Source organism: Candidatus Epulonipiscium viviparus, assembly GCF_000171335.1.
In the GTDB taxonomy this organism is placed as follows: domain Bacteria; phylum Bacillota; class Clostridia; order Lachnospirales; family Cellulosilyticaceae; genus Epulonipiscioides; species Epulonipiscioides viviparus.
On record NZ_ABEQ01000006.1, the window covers coordinates 1 to 25,192 of the forward strand.

Here is a 25,192-nt window from a genome sequence, read left to right on the forward strand (position 1 = left end):
CTAAAATTTAGTACAAATCTTCTGATAGATATCATTATATAGTAATATATGGAGTATACACAAATTATATGTAAAAGGCAAGTAATTTTTGGCAAAAAAAAGAACCCAGGTTTCGGGGGATGAAACCCAGGTTGAGGGGGGATTTAGCGATGTACCTCACACTTGGTACAATCATAGTATTGCCACAATTTAGAATTATATACAACTAAAATAAAAAAAAATTGTATTGTACAGGCAATATATCTAAAAAAAATAAGATGAATTATACATATATGCTAATAAATAATTTATTTGTTTTATGGACAAGTACTAATTGATTTGATAATATTTAAAAACGAAAAAAACGTTTTGTCTAATAATTAAAAAGAAAAAAATATATTTTTGTGAGTTATATTCAAAGTTATTTAGAAAAAATATGAATAAAGTAAATGTTAAAAGCAAACCAAGTTGCGAAATGAAAAATTTCTGATGGTTGACCGGACAGTAAGAGTGATTCGATATATAACGGTTACAAATTAATTTTGGAGGGTAACATAAATATCGTTGTCCGATGGAGAACCGAATTTTGCACTTGATGTAGTTGCTTGAGTTAATAATACTAAAAATTTGTGTATAAATGATGAAGTTAAGCTAATTATAATATGTAGTGAGGTTGTTTGTTGTATTTATTTTAAGAAAGAGGTTGCTATGTGTGATTCCATTTGTTATTATATACATATAAAACCAATATTTGGAGGAGGACATTATGAAACTTAGAAATAAATTATTTGCTTTACTTTTATGCGGAGTTGTAGGATTTGGTTCTGTAACAATAACGCAAGCACAAACAGTAAATTTGCCTGCAGAAGTGGAATTAAACCTCAAAGACTTTGCAACTATATCAGAATTAGCAAACAAATATCCAACCCAGTATTATACATTAGTAAATAGCGATGAAAAAAGAATACGTCGTGTAGAATTTTTAAAAGGGCCTCTTGTTGTGGATGGAGAAGTAACGGTAGATTTGCCAGCAGATATTATAAAAGCATTAAGATTTTTTGATGATATCAGAATGTCTGGAGAGGGATCTGCCAATACCAAAATTACAATCGTAAATCCCAAAGGCGAAACAATGGACTGGAAAGGTGGTTCATATGGAAGCGGTACCAAGACAACCAGATATTTAAAAACGAATACGTTGGCAAATACTACCATAGGCTTAGACAATCCGCTATTAGTCGTTGATGATAATGGGGAGCCGATATATGAAGGCTATAAAATGGTGTTAAAAGGTAATGCAGTGATAAATGAGATGGTTTTATATGCGGAGCAGGGCGTTATCAACGAATACGATATTACTGCGTGGACAGTGATAGGAGAAGATAAGCCAACGTTGGATGTAACAGTCGATGTTGATATCACAAAAAATCTTAGTATCGAAGGCGAAATAAAATTAGATGAAGACAAATTTAAACGACTACATATAGGAAGCGGGCCGATTTCTAGCTTTGACATGAATAAAAACACATCTACAGTTGATAAGACCAATAGTATCCCAATGTCTAAATATGGATTTTATCCGGGGCGAGGAACAATTAGATTTGGCCCTCATTTAGAAGATATAAAAGCGGGGCAAGCTCCAAAGTTGACTGCCGATGAAGAAAGGGAAGGATATACAGACTATGCATACCTGGAGAAGCTGACTGTATTTGATCAAGATATAGTGGATAAAACCAATAGATTATTTCCATTTACTGGAGATGATTATGTAATGACATTCAATGACTGGCCATCTTGGATGCTAAACGATTCCAACGTGGATTTAAGCGCGGGGACTCCCGCAGTTAAGCATTTTGATGCGGCCGCGGAACTGGCAGCAGAAACGATGAGATTGTTAGACCAAAAATATGCCGATGAAGGGCCGAAATATGTGGAGGTTAAAAACGAGTCTTCGCTTACAAACGAGTGGGAGTATCACAAAACTGAGCCAGATAAGGCCTGGGACTATTTAGCAGATTTTCATAATCAGGTTGCGGATGCGGTAAAGGCGGTAGATGAGACAGTCTTAGTGGGTGGTCCATCAACTGCAAGCATGGGGATAGAGGCCGGAGACTTTAATAAGGCAAGAACGATAATGAAGTTTATGGATGATACCAAAGGTCACCTAGATTTTTATTCGCATCACTTTTATGAGTCGGAGACAGTTGTGTTAAATGATACGGGTAGTAATAATGTAGGATATACCGATGGAAGGTTAGAGGCAATATTTAGTTTATTTGAAAACCATATGTATCTGACTGACAACGAAAAACCGATTGTAATTACGGAGCAGGGGACGTTATATGAGGGAGATGCTGATCGCGACTATTGGATAAAGCTCAAAAATTATAACACATACATGATGACATTTATGAATATGACAGATACGGTAGAAATGATGGTACCATATTTGTATGGAGTGAAAAATTGGTTACCAAATTCTAAGGACACACTATATCTGTATGCAAACGCAAATACTGCATTAAAAAATCCGACACCTATGATGAACTATTTGGATTTGTGGGATGAATATGCAGGGGCATTTGTACCGGTTAAATCCAATCAATATCGAGTGGATACCAATGCAGTTTTGCAGGGAAATAAGCTGTATGTTGCAGTAAATAATATGAATCCGAATCGAGTGAATATTAATTTGGATATCGATACGGGAGACGCAAAAATTGTGGATGTAACTCGCAAACACACATATTTGGAGCTTGGAGAGTTGGTGCATGAAGAAATTCCGGTAGAGGATATTACAAATGTGCCTATGCGCGTGGAAGAGACTAGCATATTTGAAATCACGCTAGATAAGGCACCAGAATTTGAGGAAACGGTGTATCGGAAAACTTATTATGGCGACAAAACTTTGGTGCCTACATCTACCACGCCAGTAACATTCAATTTGGAATGTGATACAGAAGATTTAACCGCAGCAAACCTAAGAATCAATATAGCAAGTGATACGTCTGGATTTAAGGAAGATATGGTAATAAATGTAAATGGATATAGAGTATTGGTAGATTTGGGGCATACGGATCAGCCTGGCAGAATCTATACTTATGTTGATGTTGTAGTGCCAGCAGAATATGTTAAGGCGGAGAATGAAATTAAGATTACGTTGCCAGCCAATCATGGGTATATTGCCAATGTAGAAATGACAAACGACTACGCAGCTGCCGCGCCGGTTTCTGAAGATGTACTAGAGCTTGCCACAGAGACGGCTATCGCTATGTGGACTAGAGATAGAATAGCAGAAGTGCCAACGTCTGGATCTAATAAAGAAGCCTATGATGGATTAATTTTGGCGATTGAGTATGCCAAAGATGTTTGCGAATTTACATTAGCAACAGAAAAGGAAATTACAAAGGCGAGCGAAGCGCTTGCGAGAATGGTAGAATTAGCCGAAAGAACGCTAATAGCAAAATAAATAATTGACTTTTGACGCGTTTTGTTATATACTGAAAACATGTTACGAGAGTATAGAGAGTAGTGACTTTTTTTATAAAGCCATTGCTCTCTATTTTTTTGTGCAAAATTTAGCGAAAAAGATATTTTGAAAGGAGATAATATGGATAGAGCATTTATTAAGAAGTATGGGATATTAACATTGCTTGCAGCAGGAGCAGGAATAATTTATCAATTGCCTTACATAAGAGAAACATTTTATGTACCTATACAAAATGCAATGAATTTGACAGATGCCGAGATGGGTCTTTTGTCATCAGGATATGCAGCAGTTGCGCTAATTTCGTATTTTATAGGAGGTATAGTTGCGGATAGGTTTTCTGCGAGATATTTGCTTACGTTTTCGTTTTTGATAACAGGGATGTTGGGATTTTGGTTTTCGACATTTCCGAGCTTTACTGTTAGCAGAATAATTTTTATATTGTTAGGGGTTTCTACTATTATTACGTATTGGTCGGCATGTATAAAGGCGACTAGAATGTTAGGTTCGGCAGAAGAGCAAGGCAGATTGTTTGGGTTACAAGAGGGGCTACGAGGTTTGATAAATGCAGTGGTAGTTTTTGGCATGACCTTTGCGTTTAATCAGTTTATTGATGAGGTAGCAGGAACAGCTGCAGCTATCAGAGTGTGTTCAACCGCTATTATTATAATTGGAGTATTAAACTATATCTTTATAGAAGATACTTCAAGAGAAGAAAAACCAGAATCATTAGTGGAAATAACAAAAGGTATGTTTCAAACATTACTAATACCTCGGATATGGATATTAGTTGCAATTGTTTTTACAGCCTATAGTGTGTATGGGTTGTTGGGATATGTAACAACTTATGCGGTAAGATTTTATGGATTAAGCGCAGCGGCGGCGGCAACCATTGGAGGACTACGGTATTTGCTTCAAGGAGTGGGTGGTATATTAGGAGGATTTTTAGCAGATAAAATATCTCGTAGTAAGGTAATAGTTATTGGATGTATAGGTCTTGCGATTTCGTTTGCATTATATCCTATAATTCCAGAAGGGGCACAATATTTGTCACCAGTTATTATTAACTTCTTCTTTGGATTGATATTTATTTATTTTGTACGCAGTCAATATTTTGCAATACATCAAGATTCGCATATTTCATTGGGAATGAGCGGGCGTGTGTCTGGAATTACGTCTGCGTTGGGATATGCACCAGATATATTCTTGTATACTATGGTTGGATCTTGGATGGATTCGTATGGCAGAAACGGATTTAATATGACGTGGGCATACGCGGCAATTATGGCGACAATATGTATTGTGTTGACGATTATTTTAATGAGGATTAATAAAAAATTGGATAGTGAGCAAGCAGCATAAGAAATTTGAGAGGAACGGGGAAGAATATTCACTGTTCCTTATTATATATGGAGGGATAAAAATATGGATATACAAAATGTAATGGCATCAGATGTAGTAGATGAGTCGAAAATGATAGGTAATGCAGAAGGAATTTGCTATGCGGAAACTGAAGAGGATATTATAAACTTTGTAAAGTGGGTTATAGAAAAGAGCTCGACCATAACTATTCAAGGCTCGAAAACGGGGTTGGTTGGTGGAAGCGTTCCAAATGGTGGATATATTTTAAACTTGACCAAATATAACAAGATTGAAGCAGGCGATGCAAACAGTATAATAGCGCAGTCGGGAGCAACACTATTAAAGATAGGGCAGTATATTGATAAGCATTTTTCGAATTTGCGATTTATACCTAATCCAACAGAAAGCAGTGCAACAATTGGAGGCATAGTGTCAAACAATTCGAGAGGATTAAATAGATATGGAGAGGTTGGGCAATATATAAAAAATATTAAAGTATTGCTAGAAACATTAAAAATAGTTGATATAAAACCAGGTGAGGAATTATTTGATTTAGTAGTGGGTGGAGAAGGACTATATGGGGTTATATTAGAAGTTGAATTAGAATTAAGTATAAAGCCGGCAGATATGTGGGCAATAGCATTTTTCTTTGAGGAGATCTTGGAAAGTGCCAAATTTGTGGATCAGATTAAAGGCTACAAAGAAATAGTTGCCATAGAATTACTGGATAAAAATGTAATAAAGTTGATACAACAACGCAGAGAAATGTCAACGCAGCTGGCGCAAGTGCCAGTAATTAATGATAATTATGCTGCAATGATTTATATCGAGATAGAAGGTTTGGAAGAGGATATTATGGCAATGGCGGAGCAGTTATTAGAAATAGCGGCAGAGTGTAATAGTAATGTAGATGATAGTTGGGTATTTTCGGGATTAGCGGAAATGCAAAAAATCAGGAATCTTAGACATGCGGCAGTGGAAGTTATAGGAATGGAAATAGAAAAAATAAGATTACAAGATAGTAGAATAATGAAATTATCGAGTGACATTGCAAATAAAAAAACAAGTGCAAGTGACTTAGTAAAATTTTATTTAGAAGATAAAATAAACATAGAATATTGTATGTTTGGTCATATAGGAAGCCAGAATATACAAGTTAATTTGTTGCCCAAGACATATTTGGAATATATAGAGAGTGTAAAGTTAATGAAGAAGTGGGCTAAAGATGCTATAAAAGAGGGAGGAAAAATAGTAGCGGAGCAAGGATATGGAAAGTTGAAACCGTATATTTATGGAAAAGAAATAATGATGCAAGTAGAACAACAAAATAGGAGTGTAGTATTTCAATGAAAATATTAGTGTGTATTAAACAGGTGCCGGCGTTAAACAACGAAGATGCAGACAAAAACACAGGGCTAATAATTAGAACAGGCGAAATGATATTAAATGCGTATGATTTATTTGCAATAGAGGCAGCGTTGAGGCTGAAAGATAAATATGCTGTAGAAGTTGATGTAATAACAATGGGGCCAGCATCAGCGAAGGCTGTAATAAGAGACGCATATGCATATGGAGTGGATTGCGGATATTTATTATCAGATAAAGCCTTTGCAGGAGCAGATGTGTTGGCAACCTCATATGCATTATTTCAAGGAATAAAGATTTTGGATGAATATGATCTAATAATATGTGGAAAAAATACGACAGATGGAGATACAGGAATGGTGGGAAGTAGCTTAGCAAAGTGGCTAGAGATACCATATATTCCAAATATAAATCAAATAGTAATAGAAGAGACGGGATTAATGGTAACAGCAGTTAGGGAAAATCATAATGCAGTCATTAGGCTGTATAACAAGTGCGTAATAACAGTAGAACAAAAAGCGTATTGGCCGCGTGTGCAAAATTTAAAGCTGAAGATAGCAAGTAGGAAAAAAGATATAAGGCATTTGGTGTTGGATGATTTAGAAGATAGAGACCCTACACATTATGGAATGAAAGGATCAGCAACGAGAGTTAAAAAAGTATATGCGCCAGTAAATAACTCTCAAAGTCAAATAATGATAGGCGATAATGATGATGTGATAGATAGAATAGCCGAAGTAATTAAGCGATCTGTTGAGTGGAGTAAACAATGAATAATGATATATGTGTTTATTTAAGAGTAGCAGAAAAGGAATTATCGAGAGGAAGTTTACAAATATTGGGATTGGGGCAAAAGTTGGCTAAAAAATTAAATTCGAAGATAATAGCAATAATTGCTGGAGACAAAACCAAGATTATGAAAGCGACGGATTCTTTGCATATAGATGAAGTATGGTATATCAAAAAAGCGGAAAAAGAGGAATTAGATAATTGTCAGCTAGAAGCAAAAATGTGTCTGGACAAGATAAAGCCGAGTGTATTATTGATACTAGCAGATGCGGAAGGAAAAATATTAGCATCAGAGTTGGGAGTAATGTTTAGAACAGGAGTGACAGCAGATTGTATTAAAATAGAAGTGGATGAACTAGGATTATTACAGCAAACAAGACCTGCTTTTGGAGAAAGAATATTAGCAGAAATAATTACTCCAAAACGAAGACCACAAATTGCAACAATACGAGAAAATGTATTGCCTATAGATGTAGAAAATAGCGAATGTGATATAAAATATATAGCGGTAGATGAACAAAAAAGGAGTAAAGAATTTGAAGTTGTTGGGCTACAAAATATAGTACAAATACAAAAAAAATCGATAGAGGATGCTTCAATTTTGGTGGCAATAGGAAAAGGTGTGTGCCACAAAGCGGAATTGGAGAGACTATATAAGTTTGCAGATAAAATTGGTGCAACAATAGCAGGAAGTAGAGGTGCAGTAGAAGCGGGTTTAGTTGATGCTGAATATCAAATAGGATTATCTGGAAAAAATGTAAATCCCGAATTATTGATAACCGTTGGAATAAGAGGTTCTATACAATTTTTGGCAGGAATTAATAGATGTAAAAATATTATTGCAATAAACAATGATTTGGATGCACCTATTTTGAAAAGAGCAACTTACCCTGTTTGTTCAGATTGGAAATCGGTTATAGAGAAATTAGGTAAGAAATTAGAGACCATGGAATTTAATAAATAAGGAGGAATAGGGTATGGATGAGAAAACTAAGAAATATACTTTGAGAAAAGGTGTATTTTTTCCGCCATGGATTTTGGCAATTGTAATAGTTGTTATAAGTTTAGTGAATACAGATGGTTTTATAAATGGAATGAATGCCGTAAGTACTGTGATGTTGGATAGTTTCGCGTGGTTATTTAATTCGACCATTTTGTATGCCTTGGGAATTATTATAATAATATATTTTTCACCGCTTGCAAATGTGCGAATTGGCGGAAGCCAAGCTAAGCCTATTATGAAATATAGAGATTTGATATGGATAACATTATGTACCACGATTGCAGCTGGGATATTGTTTTGGGCTTGTGCGGAGCCGCTGTATCATTATTACGCGCCGTCAGTTCAATCAGGTGCGGATCCAGGTAGTACACAAGCGGCGATCTTTGCAATGAAAACTATGTATTTGGAGTGGACCTGGTCGCCATATGCCATATATACGTTAGCTACGTTGGGATTTGCATTTGCTTTTTATAATATGGATCAAAAATATACTGTAGCTGCAGCATTGGTGCCATTATTTGGAAAAAAGGTTCTGAAATTTAGTGGAGTAATAGATGTTGTATGTTTATTTGCATTAATGGCAGGAGTGGCGGCATCATTGGGGACAGGTACATTGACTATTGCGGGGGGATTGGAGTCGGTTTTTGGAATCGAAAGTAATTCAGTTTCGTGGGGGATTATTATTACAATAATTGTGGTTACATTTGTTGTATCTTCAATATCAGGAATTATGAATGGTGTTAGAATATTATCTTCGATTAACGCAAAGATCTATATGATATTGCTGTTGTTTGTATTTATTTTTGGACCGACAGTGTTTATGCTAAACTTTGGTCAAGAATCTTGGGGAGAGTATATTAGAGATTTTATACCGATGAGTTTGTATACGGGAGAGATATATAATGATGGATGGGCAAAAGCATGGCCTATATTTTATTGGTGTAATTGGTTGGCTTGGGCACCATCAACGGGGATATTTTTGGCAGGAATATTAAAAGGATATACTATAAGGCAGGCGATACATTGTAATTTTGTAATACCCTCAATTTTTGCAACCATATGGATGGGGCTATTTTCCACTGCAACATTATATTATGAAATGGATGGACTAAAATTGTATGAAACGATGCTTCAAAAAGGATCAGAATCGGTTGTATATTCAGTTTTTGAGCAACTGCCTTTAGCGGGTCTTATAATACCATTTTATCTGTTTATTGTATTTATTTCATTTGTCACAGCATCAGATTCAAACACTACCGCGATGGGTGGACTGTGTACAAATGGTGTAACACAAGATGATCAAAAGTCGCCATCGTGGTTAAAAGTTATTTTGGGAGTAACGATAGCGATGGTAACTTGGGTAACTATAAGTTTTGCAGGGATTGACGGAATAAAAGCCGCATCAAACTTGGGTGGGTTTCCAAATATATTTTTGATATTGTTAATTGGTGGATCGTTGCTTAAAGTGGCATATAACCCGGCTAAATATGATATACATAAAGAAGATTATACTGAGAGTAAAATAAATAAATGTACAAAATGCACTAAAAAACAAAGGGAAAATTAGGAAATTTTAGTATTGCATAATAGAGGGCGATAAGATATAATATTAGTAGTTACCTAAAGAGATGAAGAGGGAGTAACTTTGTATGTAGTTTTGCTATGTACAAAAGTTATGCCCTCTTTTTTTGTGTAATTTTTTTGTAATAAATAAATTTGGGAGAGGATCATAAATATGAAAAAAGAAACAATTATAAGTGACTTAAAAGAATTGACAAGTGAATTAAATGTAATAACAGATTTAGAAATTTTAAAACAACATAGTGCGGATAGATTTAGAAAATTTGAAACTATTTTTGGAGAATATACAAGACCTATACCAGTTGCTGTAGTGAAAGCACAATCTACAGAAGAAATTGCGGAAATAATAAAATATTGTAATGAGCACAAATTGCCAGTGATCGCGAAAACGGGGGGCTCTTCAATAGAAGGTGGATTAGAGACGGCGCTTGAAAATACTGTGGTAATTGATGGTTCAGAAATGAATAATATTTTAAATATAGACACTTATAATATGCAAGTAACATGTGAATGTGGAGTTTGCCTAGAAGATTTGGAAGAAAAATTGAGAAAGTTGGGATATACAACAGGTCATTCACCGCAGTCAAAACCGTTGGCACAAATGGGTGGACTTGTTGCGACTAGAAGCATAGGGCAATTTTCCACATTGTATGGCGGAATAGAAGATATGATAGTGGGAATGGAGATGGTAATGGCAGATGGTAGCATAGCTAGAATAAAGAATACGTCACGTCGTGCAGCAGGGCCGGATATAAGACATATCCCAATGGGAAGCGAAGGGGCTTTGTGCTATATTACAGAAGTAACTGTAAAGATTTTTAAATATATGCCAGAAAACAATAAATTTTATAGTTGGTTATTAAATGATATGAAAACCGGTTTTGAAATTTTGAGAGAAGTTATGGTTCAAGGATATAAGCCGTCATTTGCAAGACTATATGATTTTGAAGATGGCGAATATTATTTTTCACATTTTTGTGAAGGCAAACCAGTGCTAATTTTTATGGCAGAAGGACCAAAGTCTATAGCAGAAGCTACCGGAGTAGCAATAGAAGAAATCGTTTCAAAGTTTGATACGTATAAAAAAGTAGATGAGAACTATATAATTAAATGGTATGCGGGGTTAAATTGGCACCCAGGAAAAATTACAGAAGAGTATGAAATGATAGAAGCAACAAAAAATGTTGGATTTACAACCGAAATCTCTGCAAACTGGAGTAATATTTATGAAATTTATGAAGCTGTTATTACAAGAATTAAGAATGAAATACCAGATATAACGATGGTTGGAGGACATTCATCGCACAGTTATATTAATGGTACCAACTTATACTTTATGTATTATTATAATGTGGTAGATTGCGCCCCTACAGAAGAAATAAATAAATATCACAATCCTATCAATGCGATAATAGTAGAAGAGACTTTAAAAAGAGGGGGGTCAATGTGTCATCATCATGGTGTTGGCAAGTATCGTGTGCAATGGATTAAGGAAGAGCATGGAACGGCGTATCCTATTCTTAAAAAGTTAAAGGAAGCGTTTGATCCTAATAATATTATGAATCCTGGAACTGTAGTAGCAATAGAATAATTGTGATAAAAAGTGGTGCCCTCTCTGGTTGTAAGGAGAGGGTTTATGTATATGAAGGGAAATTTGATTATGAATATTATATCTTGTTTTAAAATTTTTGCTGATTATGAAATGCTTGCTAATGAAGAATGGAAAATCGATAACAATAAATTATTAGAAACGCAATATTTAAGAAATAGATATAGTTTGTATGATGAAATAGCATTGGAGTTATCGGTAAGAGCGGGAGCAGATAAGGTAACTGGATTAACTATAAAAAAAGAAGATTTATCTTTTAACACGCAGAACTTGTATAGTGTTGGAATTAGTGAGGTCGTGGAAATATATTCGAAAGAAGATGCGGGAGTGGCAATAGTAAGATATATAAAAGAATTGAATACTAATAATTATTGCTTAGTAATGGGGGCGCAATCGTCGGATAGTTATGGAGGCAGAGTGCCGTTTGAAGTAGCTCAAATGCTGGAAATAAGCTCTGTCGCAGATGTACACAAATTTAGTATTGAAGAAAATATAATAACTGCAACAATAATAAATGAAAAATATGAAAAAATTGTAAAATTACCAGCACCGTGTGTTTTAGTTGTGGGCAATGTACCAAAGACATATCTCAAAGTTCCTACATTAAAAGATAAATTAAATGCTAAAAATAAACAAACAACTAAAATATATGATGATAATGTTACGATGGCAACTGATAATATGATCGAAATAACCTATATAACTCAAATGCGTAACAATGATTTAATAGAAATTGATGAATTAAGAGATATATGTTTTAGTTAATGGAGGATAAGTATGAACGTCAATATTTTATTAAATGGATATAGCGGGGATATAAATAAGCAGCTATTAGAAATTTATACAAAAGTGGATAGTAGGGCTATTAAGAATATTGTTGTAATAGGTACAAAGCAAATGTTGGAGGCAACGAAAAAAATATCGTTGTGCAAAAATATTTTATGGTGTGAACTGGATCAAGATATAGATGCGGTGGCGTTCATTGCGCAGTATATAGAGAAAGATGCGGTATACATTTGTGGATATGGAATAGATAATCATATGTTGGCGGCTAAACTGGGAGTAAAGACAAAGGGAAGCACTTTAAATTTGGTGAATGAAATAGAGGTGAATAATCGGGTGACACTATATAAAAATATGTATGGAGGTAATATAAGAGGAAAATACGTATTGGACAAATATCCCGTCTTTGTTAGTGTAACGTATAGTAATAGTGAATTGGAAATAAAGCCAATAGCAGATGTGATAGTAGATAAGCTGTGTGAGATAACTAATTATAAAAATGATATTAATGTGGTGAAAAAGATAAAAATACCCGAAAAATATGATTTGTTAAATGCAGAAAAAATAGTGTTGATTGGCAATGGGGTAAAAACTCAAAATGAGTTGGTGCTTATACAAGCATTTGCAAAGAAAATAAATGCGCAAATTGCGGGAACCAGACCGGTTGTATTAAGAGGACTGTTGCCATTAGAAGCATTGGTGGGTGTATCGGGAAATATAATAAGACCTAAATTATGTATAACAATTGGCGTATCGGGGCTTCCGGCATTATATGAAGGCATTGAAAAAAGTGAAATGATTGTTAGTATAAATAACGATATGAATGCGCCGATAATAAAAAAATCAGATAAATATATATGTGAAGATTTTAAAAAAATAATTAAGTTAATAATGGAGGAAAATAATGACGTTAAATGAATTTATGGAAAAAATTGAAGCATATCCAGTAATACCTGCAGTAAAAAATGACGCTTGGCTGGAAGAATGTTGCAAACAAGATAGTGAGATGGTATATGTTTTATATGGAGATATTTGTAATATAGCAGATATAGTAGATAGGATAAAAAAATGTAGTAAAAAGGCGATAGTTCATATAGATTTAATAACGGGATTAGAGTCAAAAGCAATAAGTGTAGATTTCTTGTATAAGATTACGAATTTGGATGGAATTATTAGCATGAAACCTGCAATGATAAAAAGAGCGCAAGAGCTGGGAATATTTACGATACAACGATTCTATTTGATAGATGGGATAACGTATAGCAACGTAATAAAACATGTGAAAATTGGTAATCCAGATGTGATAGAAATTATGCCTGCAGGAGTGCATAAAATTATAAAATATCTGAAAAATGAAGTTGAAAAACCTATTATAGCAAGTGGTCTGTCGCAAGATACGGAGGATATAATGGCGGTATTAAATTCGGGAGGAGTTGCGGTATCAACAACAAATAAAAATTTGTGGGACTGTTAAAAATATATAAAGCTAATAGTGAAAGTTAGTATATTTTGCCGGTATTGACTTGCTGGAATTGTTATGTTAAAGTTAGAATAGTTACTAAGAGTAAAAGAGAGAGTAGCTTTTATATTTTGTGTTTTAGTGTGCGCAAATATAAAGGTTGCTCTCTTTTTGTCTTAATAAACTAAAAAATAGGAGGACGTTTTTATGAGTACATTAATTAATGATTTTTCTATGGATTTTTTTTCTTTGAAGGGCAAGAATGCAGTTGTAACAGGTGGTAATAGTGGATTGGGTCAAGCATTTGCATTAGCTTTAGCAAAAGCGGGGGCAAATATTTTTGCAGTGGCATATGTCGATGATGATGGAACAACAAAGAAGTTAATTGAAGGATGCGGTGTAAAATATACATTTATGCAAGCTGATATAACAGAAGATAATAAATGTGAAAATATAATAGACGAAAGTGTAAAGGTTCAGGGGTCAATCGACATTTTGATCAATTGTGCGGGAATTTGTAATATAGCAGATGTTCTCGATTTTGGACGCAAAGAATGGGATCCTATGATTGCCATTAACCTAACGGCAGCATTTGAGTTATCTCGTGCGGCAGCCAAATATATGATCCCTCAAAAAAGCGGAAGAATTATAAATGTATGTTCGTTATTTTCGTTTTTGGGAGGTTTGGGCTCACCAGCATATGCAGCCATGAAGGCAGGTCTTATGGGATTAACAAAAGCATATGCGGACGAATTGGGTAAACATGGAATTACTGTAAATGGTATTGCGCCAGGGTATTTCCAAACAAGTATGACGAGCGGAACAGGAAGCGCTAATGACGAGAAATACAATAAGATAAAAGATCATGTTCCAGCAGATAGATGGGGAGAAAGACAAGATTTAATGGGAGCGACAGTATTTTTGGCAAGCAAGGCAGCAGATTATGTAAATGGAACATTGCTAGTAGTTGATGGCGGATATTTGGTAAGATAAAAAGCTTGTAAAAATTGATTGAAAGGTCGAAAAAATATGAGTAAATATGTTGTAGGGATAGACCAAGGGTCACAAAGCACTAAAGTTTTTGTATTTGATGAGGAAGGAAATATAATAGCTGAAGGAAAGCAAGCGCTAAAACCGTATCATCTGCCAGAGCCAGGACATGTGGAGCACCCAGATGATGATTGGTGGGATGCAGTGTGTGGAGCTACAAGAAATTGTATGGCAAACTTTACGGGAAATAAAGACGATATTGTAGGCGTTGGGTTGTGTACAATAAGATATTGTAGAGCATATTTAAAAGCAGATGGAGAATTGGCGCAACCGGCTCTAAGTTGGATGGACGTTAGGGTATCAGAGCCATATGAACACAAAAATGAAGCAATAAAATATATAGTTGCATCGTCTGGATATATAACACATAAATTAACAGGAGAAACGAAAGACACTGTTGCAAACTATGAAGGTGGTTGGCCAATCGATGTAGATAATTGGTGCTGGTCGACAAATGAAGCCGACTATATAAATACTGGAATGCCAAAAGATATGCTATTTGAATTGGTAATGCCAGGAGATATATTAGGCTATGTAACAGAAGAGGCAGCCAAAGCAACTGGATTGCCTGTGGGAGTGCCTGTTGTGGCAACATCAAATGATAAAGCTGTAGAAGGTTTAGGAACAGGTTGCCAAGGTGAAACTACGGCTTGTATCTCGCTAGGAACGTATACTGCGGCAATGATGGAGGGAAAGGAAAACTTAAAAAATACAAAAGCAGTGTGGCCGAAATTCTCTTGCGTACCTAATAAATATTTGTATGATAGCAATGGGATAAGACGTGGAATGTGGACGATAAGTTGGTTTAGAGATTTATTGGGTGAAACATATTCGGAGGCAGCTAAGTTGCTAGGAATGTCGTCAGAAGATATGCTAAATGAGGAAGCAAAAACGGTGCCAGTAGGTGCTGATGGGTTGATGATAGTTTTAGATTGGTTGGCTCCAGTAGATGCGAGATATAAAAAAGGCGTAATGCTAGGCTTTGATGGGCGGCATACAAGAGCGCATGTATATAGAGCAATATTAGAAGCTGTCGCTATGACTATGAAAAAACATGTAGATGATATGATAAATGAATTAGGAGTTACATTGGATAAAATTATCATTACTGGCGGGGGCTCAAATAGTGATATATTCATGCAAATTTTTGCAGATGTATTTGGTATAGAAATGGTGCGCAATGAGATGAATGGAGCGGCGGCATTGGGAGCTGCAATATGTGCGACAGTAGCAACTGGGATACATGAAAATTTTGATGTTGCAGTTGCAAAAATGGTAAAAGTGAAAAATACATTTAAACCAATACAAGAAAACCAAGAGTTATATGCAAAAATGTTGCCGATATATGCCGATATAACAGGCTATACAGATGAAATACTAAAAAGAACTTATGAAATTTTTAAATAGATTATAAAAATAAAGGGTCGATTTGGAATAACAACCAAGTTGGCCTTTTTTCGTTGTTTATTACAGTAACTTGTGCTATGATGGATAAAAAAAAATAAGGTGAGGTTATAGTTATGAACATAGTACTTTTAGAACCAGAAATTCCGCATAATACAGGTGCAATAGCAAGGACATGCGCAGCAACAGGGGCAGCCTTGCATTTGATAGAGCCGTTGGGATTTAAGCTAGATGAAAAGCATGTGCGGCGTGCGGGGCTGGATTATTGGGACAAATTAAATATAAAAAGATATTGTAACTTTGCAGAATTTTTAGTGCAAAATGATTTTCCGAAAATATATATGGCAACGACAAAAGCAAAGCAAAAATATAGTGACGTATTATATGAAGCAGATGCGTGGATAATGTTTGGAAAAGAGAGTGGAGGCATTCCGGAAGAAATTTTGCGAGACCATAAAGAAACTGCAATTAGAGTACCAATGCTAAAAGATATCAGATCGTTAAACTTGGCAAACAGTGTGGCGGTAATATTGTATGAAGCGTTAAGGCAACATGAGTTTTTAAATTTAGAAGTTGAGGGAGATCTTCATCAATTGAATTGGTAAAAAATTATAAAAAAGTTTATATATTTATGTATAATTTCGGAATATATGATAAATAATGAAAATTGTGAGTGGATTTTTAGATTTTTACAAATTTTAGGAGACGATTTAATCATGAAGAAAGTTCTTTTAATAGCAGCAATTGCTATAACGATTAACATACCTTCGTTAGGGAACAGTATTTTTCCGGCAGCAATCGGATTTAGTGGAACTGTGGTAGATACTAATGTAAATATCAGAATGAGCCCGAATTTGAATGCCAATATTGTAGATACCGTATCTACTAGCGATGTAAAAATTTTGGGCCAAAATAATGGCTGGTACCAAATTGTATTTGCAGAAGATGTGGCCTGGGTTAGTTCGACATATGTGGATACTGACTATGCGGAATATATTCCTAATACATTTACAAAGGGAGAGCAAATTATAAATTATGGCCTAAACTTCATTGGAACACCATATGTTTGGGGTGGAAACAGCCTTACAAGAGGCGTTGATTGCTCTGGATTTACAAAGGGAGTATATGGGGCTTTTGATATAGAGATCAGCCGTGTTTCGTATCAGCAAGCAAACGACGGTGATTATGTAGAAAAGAGCGATTTAGAAACTGGAGATCTTGTATTCTTCGATACGAGTGGGATTAACAATGGAAACATATCTCATGTTGGAATTTATATGGATAAAGGTAAATTTATCCATTCTGACGGAACAAAAGGCGTTATGGTTAGCAGCTTAAGTAGTCCGTATTATTCTCAAAATTATGTTAAAAGTGTTAGGGTAATTCATTAATTGACCCCTTGCAAAATTAAAAATGTTTGATAGTATTAAACTGTTACTATTTTAATTTTGGAGGGACTTATGAATTTTAGTTATTATATGCCAACGAAAATATTTTTTGGACCGGATTCATTAGACAATTTAGCGCAGCTGGCGTTGCCGGAGGGAAAGGCTCTAATTGTTACTGGCGGAACTTCAACTACTAGGCTAGGATATGTGGATAGGGTTAAAAATCTTTTGCAAGAGGCAGGAAGAGAGTCGATAGTATACGACAAAGTACAGCCAAACCCAACAGTTGAGTCTGTGAGAGAAGCCTCAAAAATAGCACGCGAGAATCAATGTGGATTTATTGTGGGGCTTGGAGGAGGGTCTTCTTTAGATGCGGCAAAGGCAGTTGCAATTATGTGTACAAACGATGGAGATTTGTGGGACTATATTGGAAGCGGCACAGGCCTTGGAAATCCTATGAAAGAAATGCCATTACCTATGATAGCGATAACAACAACTGCAGGCACAGGAACAGAAGCCGACCCGTGGATGGTCATTACAAATGGCAAGGAAAAAATTGGATTTGGAGATTTTGATAAAACATTTCCGTTATATTCCATAGTGGATCCAAAACTGATGGTTTCTATTCCGGCACATTTAACAGCATATCAAGGGTTCGATGCGCTATTTCATTCGTTGGAAGGATATATAGCAAATACGGCTAATGTGATGAGTGATTTATTTGCGCTTGAGTCAATTAGATTGGTGGGCAAATATCTTCCTATTGCAGTGAAAAATCCAGAGGACATAGAAGCTCGCGGATACGTTGCTCTTGCTAATACCTATGCGGGGTTTGTAGAAAGTTTATCATCTTGTACGTCGGAGCATTCAATAGAGCACGCTCTTTCGGGGTTCCATCATGACTTACCTCATGGGGCAGGATTGATAATGGTATCATTAGCATATTTTGAATTTTTCAATAAAGTTGTTCCAGATAGAATGATAGATATGGCAAAAGCACTTGGAAATGAAAATGGCGATATTGTGGAAGCGCTTGCTAGCTTGCAAAAGGCTTGTGGAGTAGATAATTTAAAAATGAGTGAGTTTGGTATTACAAAAGAGTTGTTTGCAGAGTATGCAAAGCATGCGCAAGAGGATATGCCAGGTCTTTTTGCAACTGATAGGTGTCAATTAACAACAGAAGATATAATCGAAATATTAGAAAAGTCTTTTAGATAGTAATTTTGGGATACCTTGTTGTGGTATCCTTTTTTTATATAAGAAATCTAGAAAGGAATGAGGATTTATGCGCAAGATTGTTGTTGTGCTATTTACGGTTATATTTATGAATTGCTATTGTTTGGGCATACCAGAAGATGAAGCAGTTGTGAAGGACGCAACTGAAGGAGACATGACAGAAGAAAAAATGAAAAATGCGTTAAAGGGTGAAACTCAAATTGCTAATGTCATTATAAAAAAGGTTCAAATTAATCCGAGAAGGTTATTTACTTTAGATACTGCAACTAATGCTCCATTAACTTTTGAGCTTCCAAATGATACGCAAATCTTTTCGAGAATTTTATATGAAAATTGTGCATTCACTAATTTAAAAAAAGATATGGTATTAATTGTAGAATATGAACAACTAGAAGATGGATTGGTTGCAAAAAATATAGAGGTGCTTAAAGGACTTAGTACCTTAATAGAAGGATTGGCTATTGGAATTGTAAAAGAAGTAAATTTAAAGCAAGGATATATTTTGTTAAGTAATGCGTCCATTGATGACAAAAAATTTGACGAACTTTTAATTTATATAGATCAGTTTACTAAGATACGAACTAGCAAGGATACTACATTATTGAGTAAAAATATATTAAAAACAGGTCAAGAATTGCGTATAATTACAAGTGGATTATTTACTAATTCAAATCCGCCGGAAACGGTAGGGTTAGAAGTTATTTTAATTCTTTTGCAGTAATTTACAATTCTGGAAATAGGTGTATAATAAAGTTGTGAAACTTTTTCGAGAAAGGAGAACAGAGTGGAAGACTTTATTATAAGGGTAGAAAATTTATCGAAAACTTTTGAAGACGGTATACCGGTTTTAAGTGACGTAAACATCAACATAAGAAAAAATGAATTTGTTACTTTATTAGGACCTAGTGGTTGCGGAAAAACAACATTGCTGAGGATTTTGGGAGGATTTGAAGAGCAAACAGCAGGCGATGTTTATTTTGAAAACATATTGGTTAAGGGCATCCCTCCATACAAAAGAAAGCTTAATACTGTATTTCAAAAATATGCCTTGTTTCCACATATGAATGTTTCAGAAAATATAGCATTTGGTCTCAATATTAAGAAAATAGATAAGGCTATTATTCAGCAAAAAGTAACAGAAATGTTGCAGTTAGTAAATTTGCAAGGATTTGAAGCTCGAAAAGTTACTTCGTTAAGTGGCGGGCAGCAGCAAAGGGTGGCTATTGCACGTGCGTTGGTAAATGAACCCGAAGTATTGCTACTGGATGAGCCTTTGGGGGCATTAGATTTGAAGCTTAGAAAAGGTATGCAAATTGAATTGAAGAAAATTCAGAAAAAGCTAGGCATCACATTTATTTTGGTAACGCACGATCAAGAGGAAGCGCTGACTATGTCTGATACCGTTATTGTTTTTAAGGGAGGAAAAATTCAGCAAATTGGATCTCCTGCAGATATATATAATGAGCCAGAAAATGCTTTTGTGGCAGATTTTATTGGAGAGAGTAATATATTAGAGGGGGTTATGATAAAAGATTATTTGGTGAAATTTGATGATATAGAATTTGAATGTGTTGATGCAGGTTTTGGAAATAACGTTGCTGTGGATGTGGTAATTAGACCCGAAGATTTTCGAATTTTTGTAGATGATACTGGAAGGTTGGCGGGTAATGTTGTTGGAGTTACATTTAGAGGTGTACATTATGAAATGGAAATTGAGTCTGGAGACAGGGTATTTGTAGCGCACTCCACAAAAATGTTTCCTGTTGGAGCAAGTGTAAGCTTGGACTTAGAACCGGAGGATATTCATATTATGTGTAAGGAGGGTCAAAATGAATAATAAAAAATATTTGATTGCCCCGTATGTAATATGGAGTTTTATATTTGTTATGATTCCCCTGATTTTGCTAATTGTGTATAGTTTTACAGAGCAAGTAGATGGTAAGTTTATTTTCAGTTTGGATAGTTATGCTAAATTTTTGGATCCGCTATATGTAGACGTGCTGCTAAGATCGTTTAGATTGGCTTTTATTACAACTATCGTGTGTTTTGTTGCAGCGTATCCGTTGGCGATGATTTTAAATTCAAAAGAGTTTTCGAATAAAACCATAATACTTATTTTGATTGTTTTACCAATGTGGATGAACTCGCTGATGCGAACATATGCTTGGATGATATTGCTAGAAAATAAAGGCGTAGTAAATACTATTTTGAATTTTTTGGGAATACCAACGCAACAATTTTTATATGGAGAAAGCGCGATAATTTTTGGGATGATCTACAACTTTTTTCCATTTATGATTTTGCCTATATATAATTCGATTTCTAAAATTGATAATGCGCTTATAGAGGCATCGTATGACCTTGGTGCAAATAAATTTGTGACATTTAGGCGAGTAATATTGCCATTGTCGATGCCAGGAGTAATTACGGGCGTGATCATGGTATTTATGCCGTCGCTGACAACTTTTATGATCACTAGATTGCTAGGTGGTGGACAGGTAGTTTTGATTGGAAACATGATAGAAGAACAATTTACAAGAACTAATAACTGGGGATTTGGCTCTGCATTATCTATGATTTTGATGGCAATCATACTAGTTTCGATTGTATTTTTCTCTAAGAATGAATCGCTGGACAAGGGGGGACTAGTATAATGAATAATGAAAAAAAATATGTAGGCGCAATTATGACTGTTCTATACGCACCTACTGTTGCTTTGATAGCATTGGCGGCTAATTCAGCTAGAAAGAACTCTTCAAAGAATAGAGGGGAGCGTAGATAGTGAATAATTTGAAAAGAATTTATCTGGGGATAATCATAGCGATTTTATACGCACCGATTTTGGTGTTGATAGCCTTTTCATTTAATTCATCAAAAACGACAAGTTGGCAAGGCTTTACTTTAGATTGGTATACACAGATTATGCAAAATTCTAGCCTTCAATCTGCATTACAATATACCTTGATTGTCGCATTAGTTTCGTCTATAATTTCAACGATAATAGGAATTATGGCAGCGATAGTAATCAATAAGCTTCGGGGGGTAAAGCGGAGACTCATAATGGCAGTAACGTATATTCCGCTATTGAGTCCAGATATCGTAATTGGTATTTCGCTGATGATGCTATATTCGACACTGCAAATACCGTTTGGGTTAACAACACTAATACTGTCGCATATTACGTTTAGTACGCCATATGTAATATTGTCGATAATGCCTAGGCTTATGCAGTTAAATCCAAATATGTATGAAGCAGCGCTAGATGTGGGGGCAACGCCGTTTTATGCCTTTAGAAAAGTAATTTTGCCAGACATTATGCCTGGGGTTATTGCAGGCGCGTTTATTGCGTTTACGATGTCGATCGACGATTTTGTAGTAAGCTTTTTTAATACAGCATCGGGAGTAAATACGCTTTCCATTCAAATTTATTCTATGGCAAGGCGTGGGGTAAGTCCAGAAATTAATGCGGTATCAACATTGATTTTCTTGGTAATTGTAACAATTTTAACAATCACAAATATTAAGGCAAGTAGAAAAGTAAGATTAGAGGGGGGTCAAAAGTATTGAAAAAATTTAGTATTTTGTTATCTTTGGGGTTAATGCTAGCTTTGGCTGGATGCAGTGGAGAAGCTGCAGAAGTAGTTAAAGTTTATAATTGGGGCGATTATATTGATGAAAGTACCAATCGAATGTTTGAAGAAGAAACGGGCATTAAGGTGATATATGAGGTGTTTCCAACAAATGAAGAGATGTACGCAAAAGTAGCGAATGGAAATGCGGCATATGACGTGATTATCCCTTCTGACTATATGATCGAAAAAATGATAAATGAAGACTTGCTTGCAAAGATAGACAAAACACAGATTTCAAACTACGATTTGATAGATAGAGAATTTATAGATTTACCCTATGATCCAAACAATGAATATTCTGTGCCATACAGCTGGGGAACTATGGGAATCGTATATAATCCAACTATGATAGATGGAGAAATTGATCAGTGGGCAGATATGTGGGATCCCAAATACAAAAATCAAATTTTTATGTATGACAGCGAGCGAGATTCGATTATGGTGGCGCTTAAGATGTTGGGATATTCTATGAACACAAGAGATTTGGGAGAGCTAGAAGAAGCTAAACAAGCGCTGATAGAACAGAAAGAATTGGTTTTAGCATATGTGGGAGATGAAGGAAAAGGCAAGATGGTTAATGGAGAAGCTGCGATGATGTTGGCCTGGGCAGGAGACGCAGAAATAATGAGAGTAGATAATGCCGATCTTGAGTATATAATTCCGAAAGAAGGTACAAACTATTTTGTGGATGCAATGGTGGTGCCTAAAAACGGTGAAAATTATGATAATGCTCTAAAATATATCGATTTTATGTGTCGTCCTGATGTCGCAGCAATTAATATGGAATACATTGGATATTCGACGCCTATTTCTGAGGCCCGCGCTCTACTTCCAGACGAGATGAAGAATAGCGAAATTGCTTATCCAGATTTAAGTGAATTAAGTCTAGAAATGTTTAATGATCCATCTGACATTCTTGAGGTATATTCGAGAATTTGGACAGAAGTGAAAGCTGCAAGCAAATAAGAAAAATAGAAGGAGGTACAAATGAATAAAGAATATCTTGTAGAACAAGACGATACTAATGATTCAACGGATATGATGCCACACTTAAGCCAAACTTTTGATGAAAATCCTAGTGCGTGGACATCGTTTATATTGGGAATAGTCGCAAGTGTCGCATGGTTAATTCCTATCGCTGGGATACCAATTACTATTGTAGGAACAGTATTTGGTGCGATCAGTCAAAAAGATCCAAGAGATCGTGGTGTGGGAATAGCGGGGCTTGTGATCAATATTGTATTTATGGTATTTAGTGTAATTCAGTCTATAGTTTTGGTGTGGTTATACATCAAAAAGAAACAGCAAAATAAATAAAATTTTTTAGAGCTATGGTATGTGTTGCTGTAGCTCTTTATACTACTACATGGTTTAGGGAGGGAGATATTTTGATGCCAATTATTGGAATACCGTTAGCGACGATGACTACACCGACAAAAGAATCATATTACTTAAGCACAGAATATATACAAGCAATAGAAAAGATAGGAGCGTTTGTTGTACTATTGCCACATACTACAGATCAGGATAAAATTGTGAGACAAGTTAGCCATTGCGATGGATTTTTAATGCCAGGAGGGGATGATGTGACGCCTCATCTATATGGCGAAGAGCCGTTGACAAAATTGGGACAATGTGATGAAAAAGTGGATGAATACCATTTGCGTATAACAAAAGAAATAGTTGAACAAGATAAGCCGTTTCTTGGAATTTGCAGAGGGGCTCAAGTTTTAAATATAGCACTTGGAGGAAGCGTATATCAAGACGTAAGCTACCATAGTGAGAACGTATTGTTGCATAGACAATCAGGGAAAAGACACGACTTGTGCCATAAAGTATATTTTCAAAAGGGAAGTAAGCTTTATAAACTTTTTGGAGAAAACATGTTGGTCAATAGCTTCCACCACCAATCTATCTCTACTCTAAGCCCCAAACTTATGATAAGCGCGGTAGCATCAGACGGAATAGTAGAGGCGGTAGAAAGTTTAATCTCAAAATTTTGTATTGGAGTGCAATGGCACCCAGAAATTATGGTATATAATCATAGTATAATGAACAAATTATTTGAAGCCTTGATAGATAGCTGCTTAGATCATTGATAATTTTTCGACAACGACTTGTTTACTAAGTTCCTCGACTTGTGCTGGATCTACAAAGCCAGTTGCTTCGCTGAGTGCATTAGAAGTCCCGCTTGCACTAGCAAGTTTTATAATCTGCGCTATTGGAAGTCCTCTATTTAGACCTGCCGCAAAGCCTGCAATCATAGAGTCACCACATCCAACAGAGTTTACGGTTTTAACAGCTGGGATAACGATATTGTAAAGTTGATTTTCATATGCTACAACGCTACCGTCTTTGCCCATAGAAATAACTACCAGCTCAATGCCTTTGTCAAAGAGGTTTTTGGCAGCAGAAATAGCTTCCTCTGTGGAGATACTTGTTTTGTCTAAAAGGTAGGCAAGCTCGTCGGTGTTAGGTTTAATCATAGTAGGTTTTATATCTGAATCTAAAGCAGATTTTAAATAGTCTTTGCTAGTATCGAGAAGTACCTTCTTGCCCTTGGCCTTGGCAATAGCAACAAGCTCGTTATAAATTGCAGGTGAAGAGCCGGTGGGTACGCTTCCCGATATGGCAACAATATTGCATTTATCAACCAGCTTGGAATACATATCTTTAAATCTTTCTTCGTCTGCAGCAGTAACAGTAATGCCACCTTCGAGCACTTCGGTTTGAACGCCGGTAGCTTTGTCATACATATTGATACAAGTACGACTTTCGCCATCCACATAGCAGAATTCAGCTTCAATGCCTAGTTTTTTGATCTCATTTTCTATATACTGTCCAGAAAATCCACCAACAAAACCAGTGGCAATAACAGGCTCGCCCAATAAATGACAGACTCTAGCGACGTTGAGTCCTTTTCCTCCGGCACTAGCTTGGGTGCTTGTTGTACGGTTTACTTCACCAACCTGAAACTTGTCGATAACATATCTTTTGTCAATTGCCGCGTTTAGTGTTACTGTTAAAATCATAAATATGACCTCCAATTAAAAGTTATAGTGTGT

At 35.6% G+C, this 25,192-nt stretch carries 24 protein-coding genes; 23 read left to right on the forward strand and 1 reads right to left on the reverse strand.

Features of this window, described 5'->3' with window-relative positions:
* Nucleotides 1–745: 745 nt before the first annotated feature.
* The 23 genes from EPU_RS01555 to EPU_RS01665 all read left to right on the forward strand — a co-directional run bounded on the left by EPU_RS01555 (nt 746) and on the right by EPU_RS01665 (nt 24,226).
* Nucleotides 746–3,448, forward strand: a complete 2,703-nt coding sequence (locus tag EPU_RS01555; protein WP_010166127.1) for a beta-agarase — start codon at nt 746–748, stop codon at nt 3,446–3,448.
* A gap of 141 nt (nt 3,449–3,589) precedes the next feature.
* Nucleotides 3,590–4,828, forward strand: a complete 1,239-nt coding sequence (locus EPU_RS01560; RefSeq protein WP_010166128.1) for an MFS transporter — start codon at nt 3,590–3,592, stop codon at nt 4,826–4,828.
* A 63-nt stretch (nt 4,829–4,891) separates the two neighbouring features.
* Nucleotides 4,892–6,178: an FAD-binding oxidoreductase gene (locus tag EPU_RS01565; RefSeq protein ID WP_010166129.1), complete on the forward strand. Its 1,287-nt coding sequence runs from the start codon at nt 4,892–4,894 to the stop codon at nt 6,176–6,178.
* A complete protein-coding gene (locus EPU_RS01570) occupies nt 6,175–6,966 on the forward strand; it encodes an electron transfer flavoprotein subunit beta/FixA family protein (protein ID WP_010166131.1) in 792 nt (263 codons plus the stop codon). Before EPU_RS01565 ends, EPU_RS01570 begins: the two co-directional genes overlap by 4 nt.
* Nucleotides 6,963–7,946, forward strand: coding sequence for an electron transfer flavoprotein subunit alpha/FixB family protein (locus EPU_RS01575; protein WP_010166132.1), 984 nt, complete (start codon nt 6,963–6,965; stop codon nt 7,944–7,946). Before EPU_RS01570 ends, EPU_RS01575 begins: the two co-directional genes overlap by 4 nt.
* 13 nt (nt 7,947–7,959) lie before the next feature.
* Nucleotides 7,960–9,552 carry a BCCT family transporter gene (locus EPU_RS01580; protein WP_010166134.1) on the forward strand — a complete coding sequence of 531 codons (1,593 nt, stop codon included), beginning with the start codon at nt 7,960–7,962 and terminating at the stop codon, nt 9,550–9,552.
* A 168-nt stretch (nt 9,553–9,720) separates the two neighbouring features.
* The gene (locus EPU_RS01585) at nt 9,721–11,157 is read left to right on the forward strand and encodes an FAD-binding oxidoreductase (RefSeq protein ID WP_010166137.1); all 1,437 of its coding nucleotides are present in this window, start codon (nt 9,721–9,723) and stop codon (nt 11,155–11,157) included.
* A gap of 45 nt (nt 11,158–11,202) precedes the next feature.
* Complete coding sequence (locus tag EPU_RS01590) at nt 11,203–11,940, forward strand: adenine nucleotide alpha hydrolase family protein (RefSeq protein ID WP_010166139.1); 738 nt, start codon at nt 11,203–11,205, stop codon at nt 11,938–11,940.
* Between the two features lie 12 nt (nt 11,941–11,952).
* Complete coding sequence (locus tag EPU_RS01595; protein WP_010166141.1) at nt 11,953–12,876, forward strand: FAD-binding protein; 924 nt, start codon at nt 11,953–11,955, stop codon at nt 12,874–12,876.
* The gene (locus EPU_RS01600; protein ID WP_010166142.1) at nt 12,863–13,432 is read left to right on the forward strand and encodes a glycerol-3-phosphate responsive antiterminator; all 570 of its coding nucleotides are present in this window, start codon (nt 12,863–12,865) and stop codon (nt 13,430–13,432) included. Before EPU_RS01595 ends, EPU_RS01600 begins: the two co-directional genes overlap by 14 nt.
* A gap of 192 nt (nt 13,433–13,624) precedes the next feature.
* Nucleotides 13,625–14,410 carry an SDR family oxidoreductase gene (locus EPU_RS01605; protein ID WP_010166143.1) on the forward strand — a complete coding sequence of 262 codons (786 nt, stop codon included), beginning with the start codon at nt 13,625–13,627 and terminating at the stop codon, nt 14,408–14,410.
* A 36-nt stretch (nt 14,411–14,446) separates the two neighbouring features.
* Entirely contained in the window at nt 14,447–15,874 is a 1,428-nt protein-coding gene (locus EPU_RS01610) for an FGGY-family carbohydrate kinase (RefSeq protein ID WP_010166144.1), read from the forward strand.
* A 113-nt stretch (nt 15,875–15,987) separates the two neighbouring features.
* Entirely contained in the window at nt 15,988–16,476 is a 489-nt protein-coding gene (locus tag EPU_RS01615) for a tRNA (cytidine(34)-2'-O)-methyltransferase (protein WP_010166146.1), read from the forward strand.
* Nucleotides 16,477–16,587: 111 nt separating this feature from the next.
* The gene (locus tag EPU_RS01620) at nt 16,588–17,262 is read left to right on the forward strand and encodes a C40 family peptidase (RefSeq protein ID WP_010166148.1); all 675 of its coding nucleotides are present in this window, start codon (nt 16,588–16,590) and stop codon (nt 17,260–17,262) included.
* A 69-nt stretch (nt 17,263–17,331) separates the two neighbouring features.
* The gene (locus tag EPU_RS01625) at nt 17,332–18,477 is read left to right on the forward strand and encodes an iron-containing alcohol dehydrogenase (protein ID WP_010166150.1); all 1,146 of its coding nucleotides are present in this window, start codon (nt 17,332–17,334) and stop codon (nt 18,475–18,477) included.
* A gap of 67 nt (nt 18,478–18,544) precedes the next feature.
* On the forward strand, nt 18,545–19,216 hold the full coding sequence (locus EPU_RS01630) for a hypothetical protein (RefSeq protein ID WP_010166151.1): 672 nt from the start codon (nt 18,545–18,547) through the stop codon (nt 19,214–19,216).
* A 63-nt stretch (nt 19,217–19,279) separates the two neighbouring features.
* Complete coding sequence (locus EPU_RS01635; protein ID WP_010166153.1) at nt 19,280–20,332, forward strand: ABC transporter ATP-binding protein; 1,053 nt, start codon at nt 19,280–19,282, stop codon at nt 20,330–20,332.
* Nucleotides 20,325–21,149 (forward strand): ABC transporter permease, encoded by an 825-nt coding sequence (locus tag EPU_RS01640; RefSeq protein ID WP_010166154.1) that lies wholly within the window; start codon nt 20,325–20,327, stop codon nt 21,147–21,149. Before EPU_RS01635 ends, EPU_RS01640 begins: the two co-directional genes overlap by 8 nt.
* The gene (locus EPU_RS14265; protein ID WP_010166156.1) at nt 21,149–21,277 is read left to right on the forward strand and encodes a hypothetical protein; all 129 of its coding nucleotides are present in this window, start codon (nt 21,149–21,151) and stop codon (nt 21,275–21,277) included. The genes EPU_RS01640 and EPU_RS14265 overlap by 1 nt, the downstream gene beginning before the upstream one ends.
* Nucleotides 21,277–22,062, forward strand: coding sequence for an ABC transporter permease (locus tag EPU_RS01650; RefSeq protein WP_010166158.1), 786 nt, complete (start codon nt 21,277–21,279; stop codon nt 22,060–22,062). The genes EPU_RS14265 and EPU_RS01650 overlap by 1 nt, the downstream gene beginning before the upstream one ends.
* Nucleotides 22,059–23,093: an ABC transporter substrate-binding protein gene (locus EPU_RS01655; protein ID WP_010166160.1), complete on the forward strand. Its 1,035-nt coding sequence runs from the start codon at nt 22,059–22,061 to the stop codon at nt 23,091–23,093. The genes EPU_RS01650 and EPU_RS01655 overlap by 4 nt, the downstream gene beginning before the upstream one ends.
* A 21-nt stretch (nt 23,094–23,114) precedes the next feature.
* On the forward strand, nt 23,115–23,444 hold the full coding sequence (locus EPU_RS11155) for a DUF4190 domain-containing protein (protein ID WP_010166162.1): 330 nt from the start codon (nt 23,115–23,117) through the stop codon (nt 23,442–23,444).
* Nucleotides 23,445–23,518: 74 nt separating this feature from the next.
* Nucleotides 23,519–24,226: a gamma-glutamyl-gamma-aminobutyrate hydrolase family protein gene (locus EPU_RS01665; protein WP_010166164.1), complete on the forward strand. Its 708-nt coding sequence runs from the start codon at nt 23,519–23,521 to the stop codon at nt 24,224–24,226.
* Here the strand turns inward: EPU_RS01665 and EPU_RS01670 are convergent.
* Entirely contained in the window at nt 24,215–25,159 is a 945-nt protein-coding gene (locus EPU_RS01670) for a 1-phosphofructokinase family hexose kinase (protein ID WP_010166167.1), read from the reverse strand. The two genes, EPU_RS01665 and EPU_RS01670, sit on opposite strands and share 12 nt — an antisense overlap.
* Between the last annotated feature and the right edge of the window lie 33 nt (nt 25,160–25,192).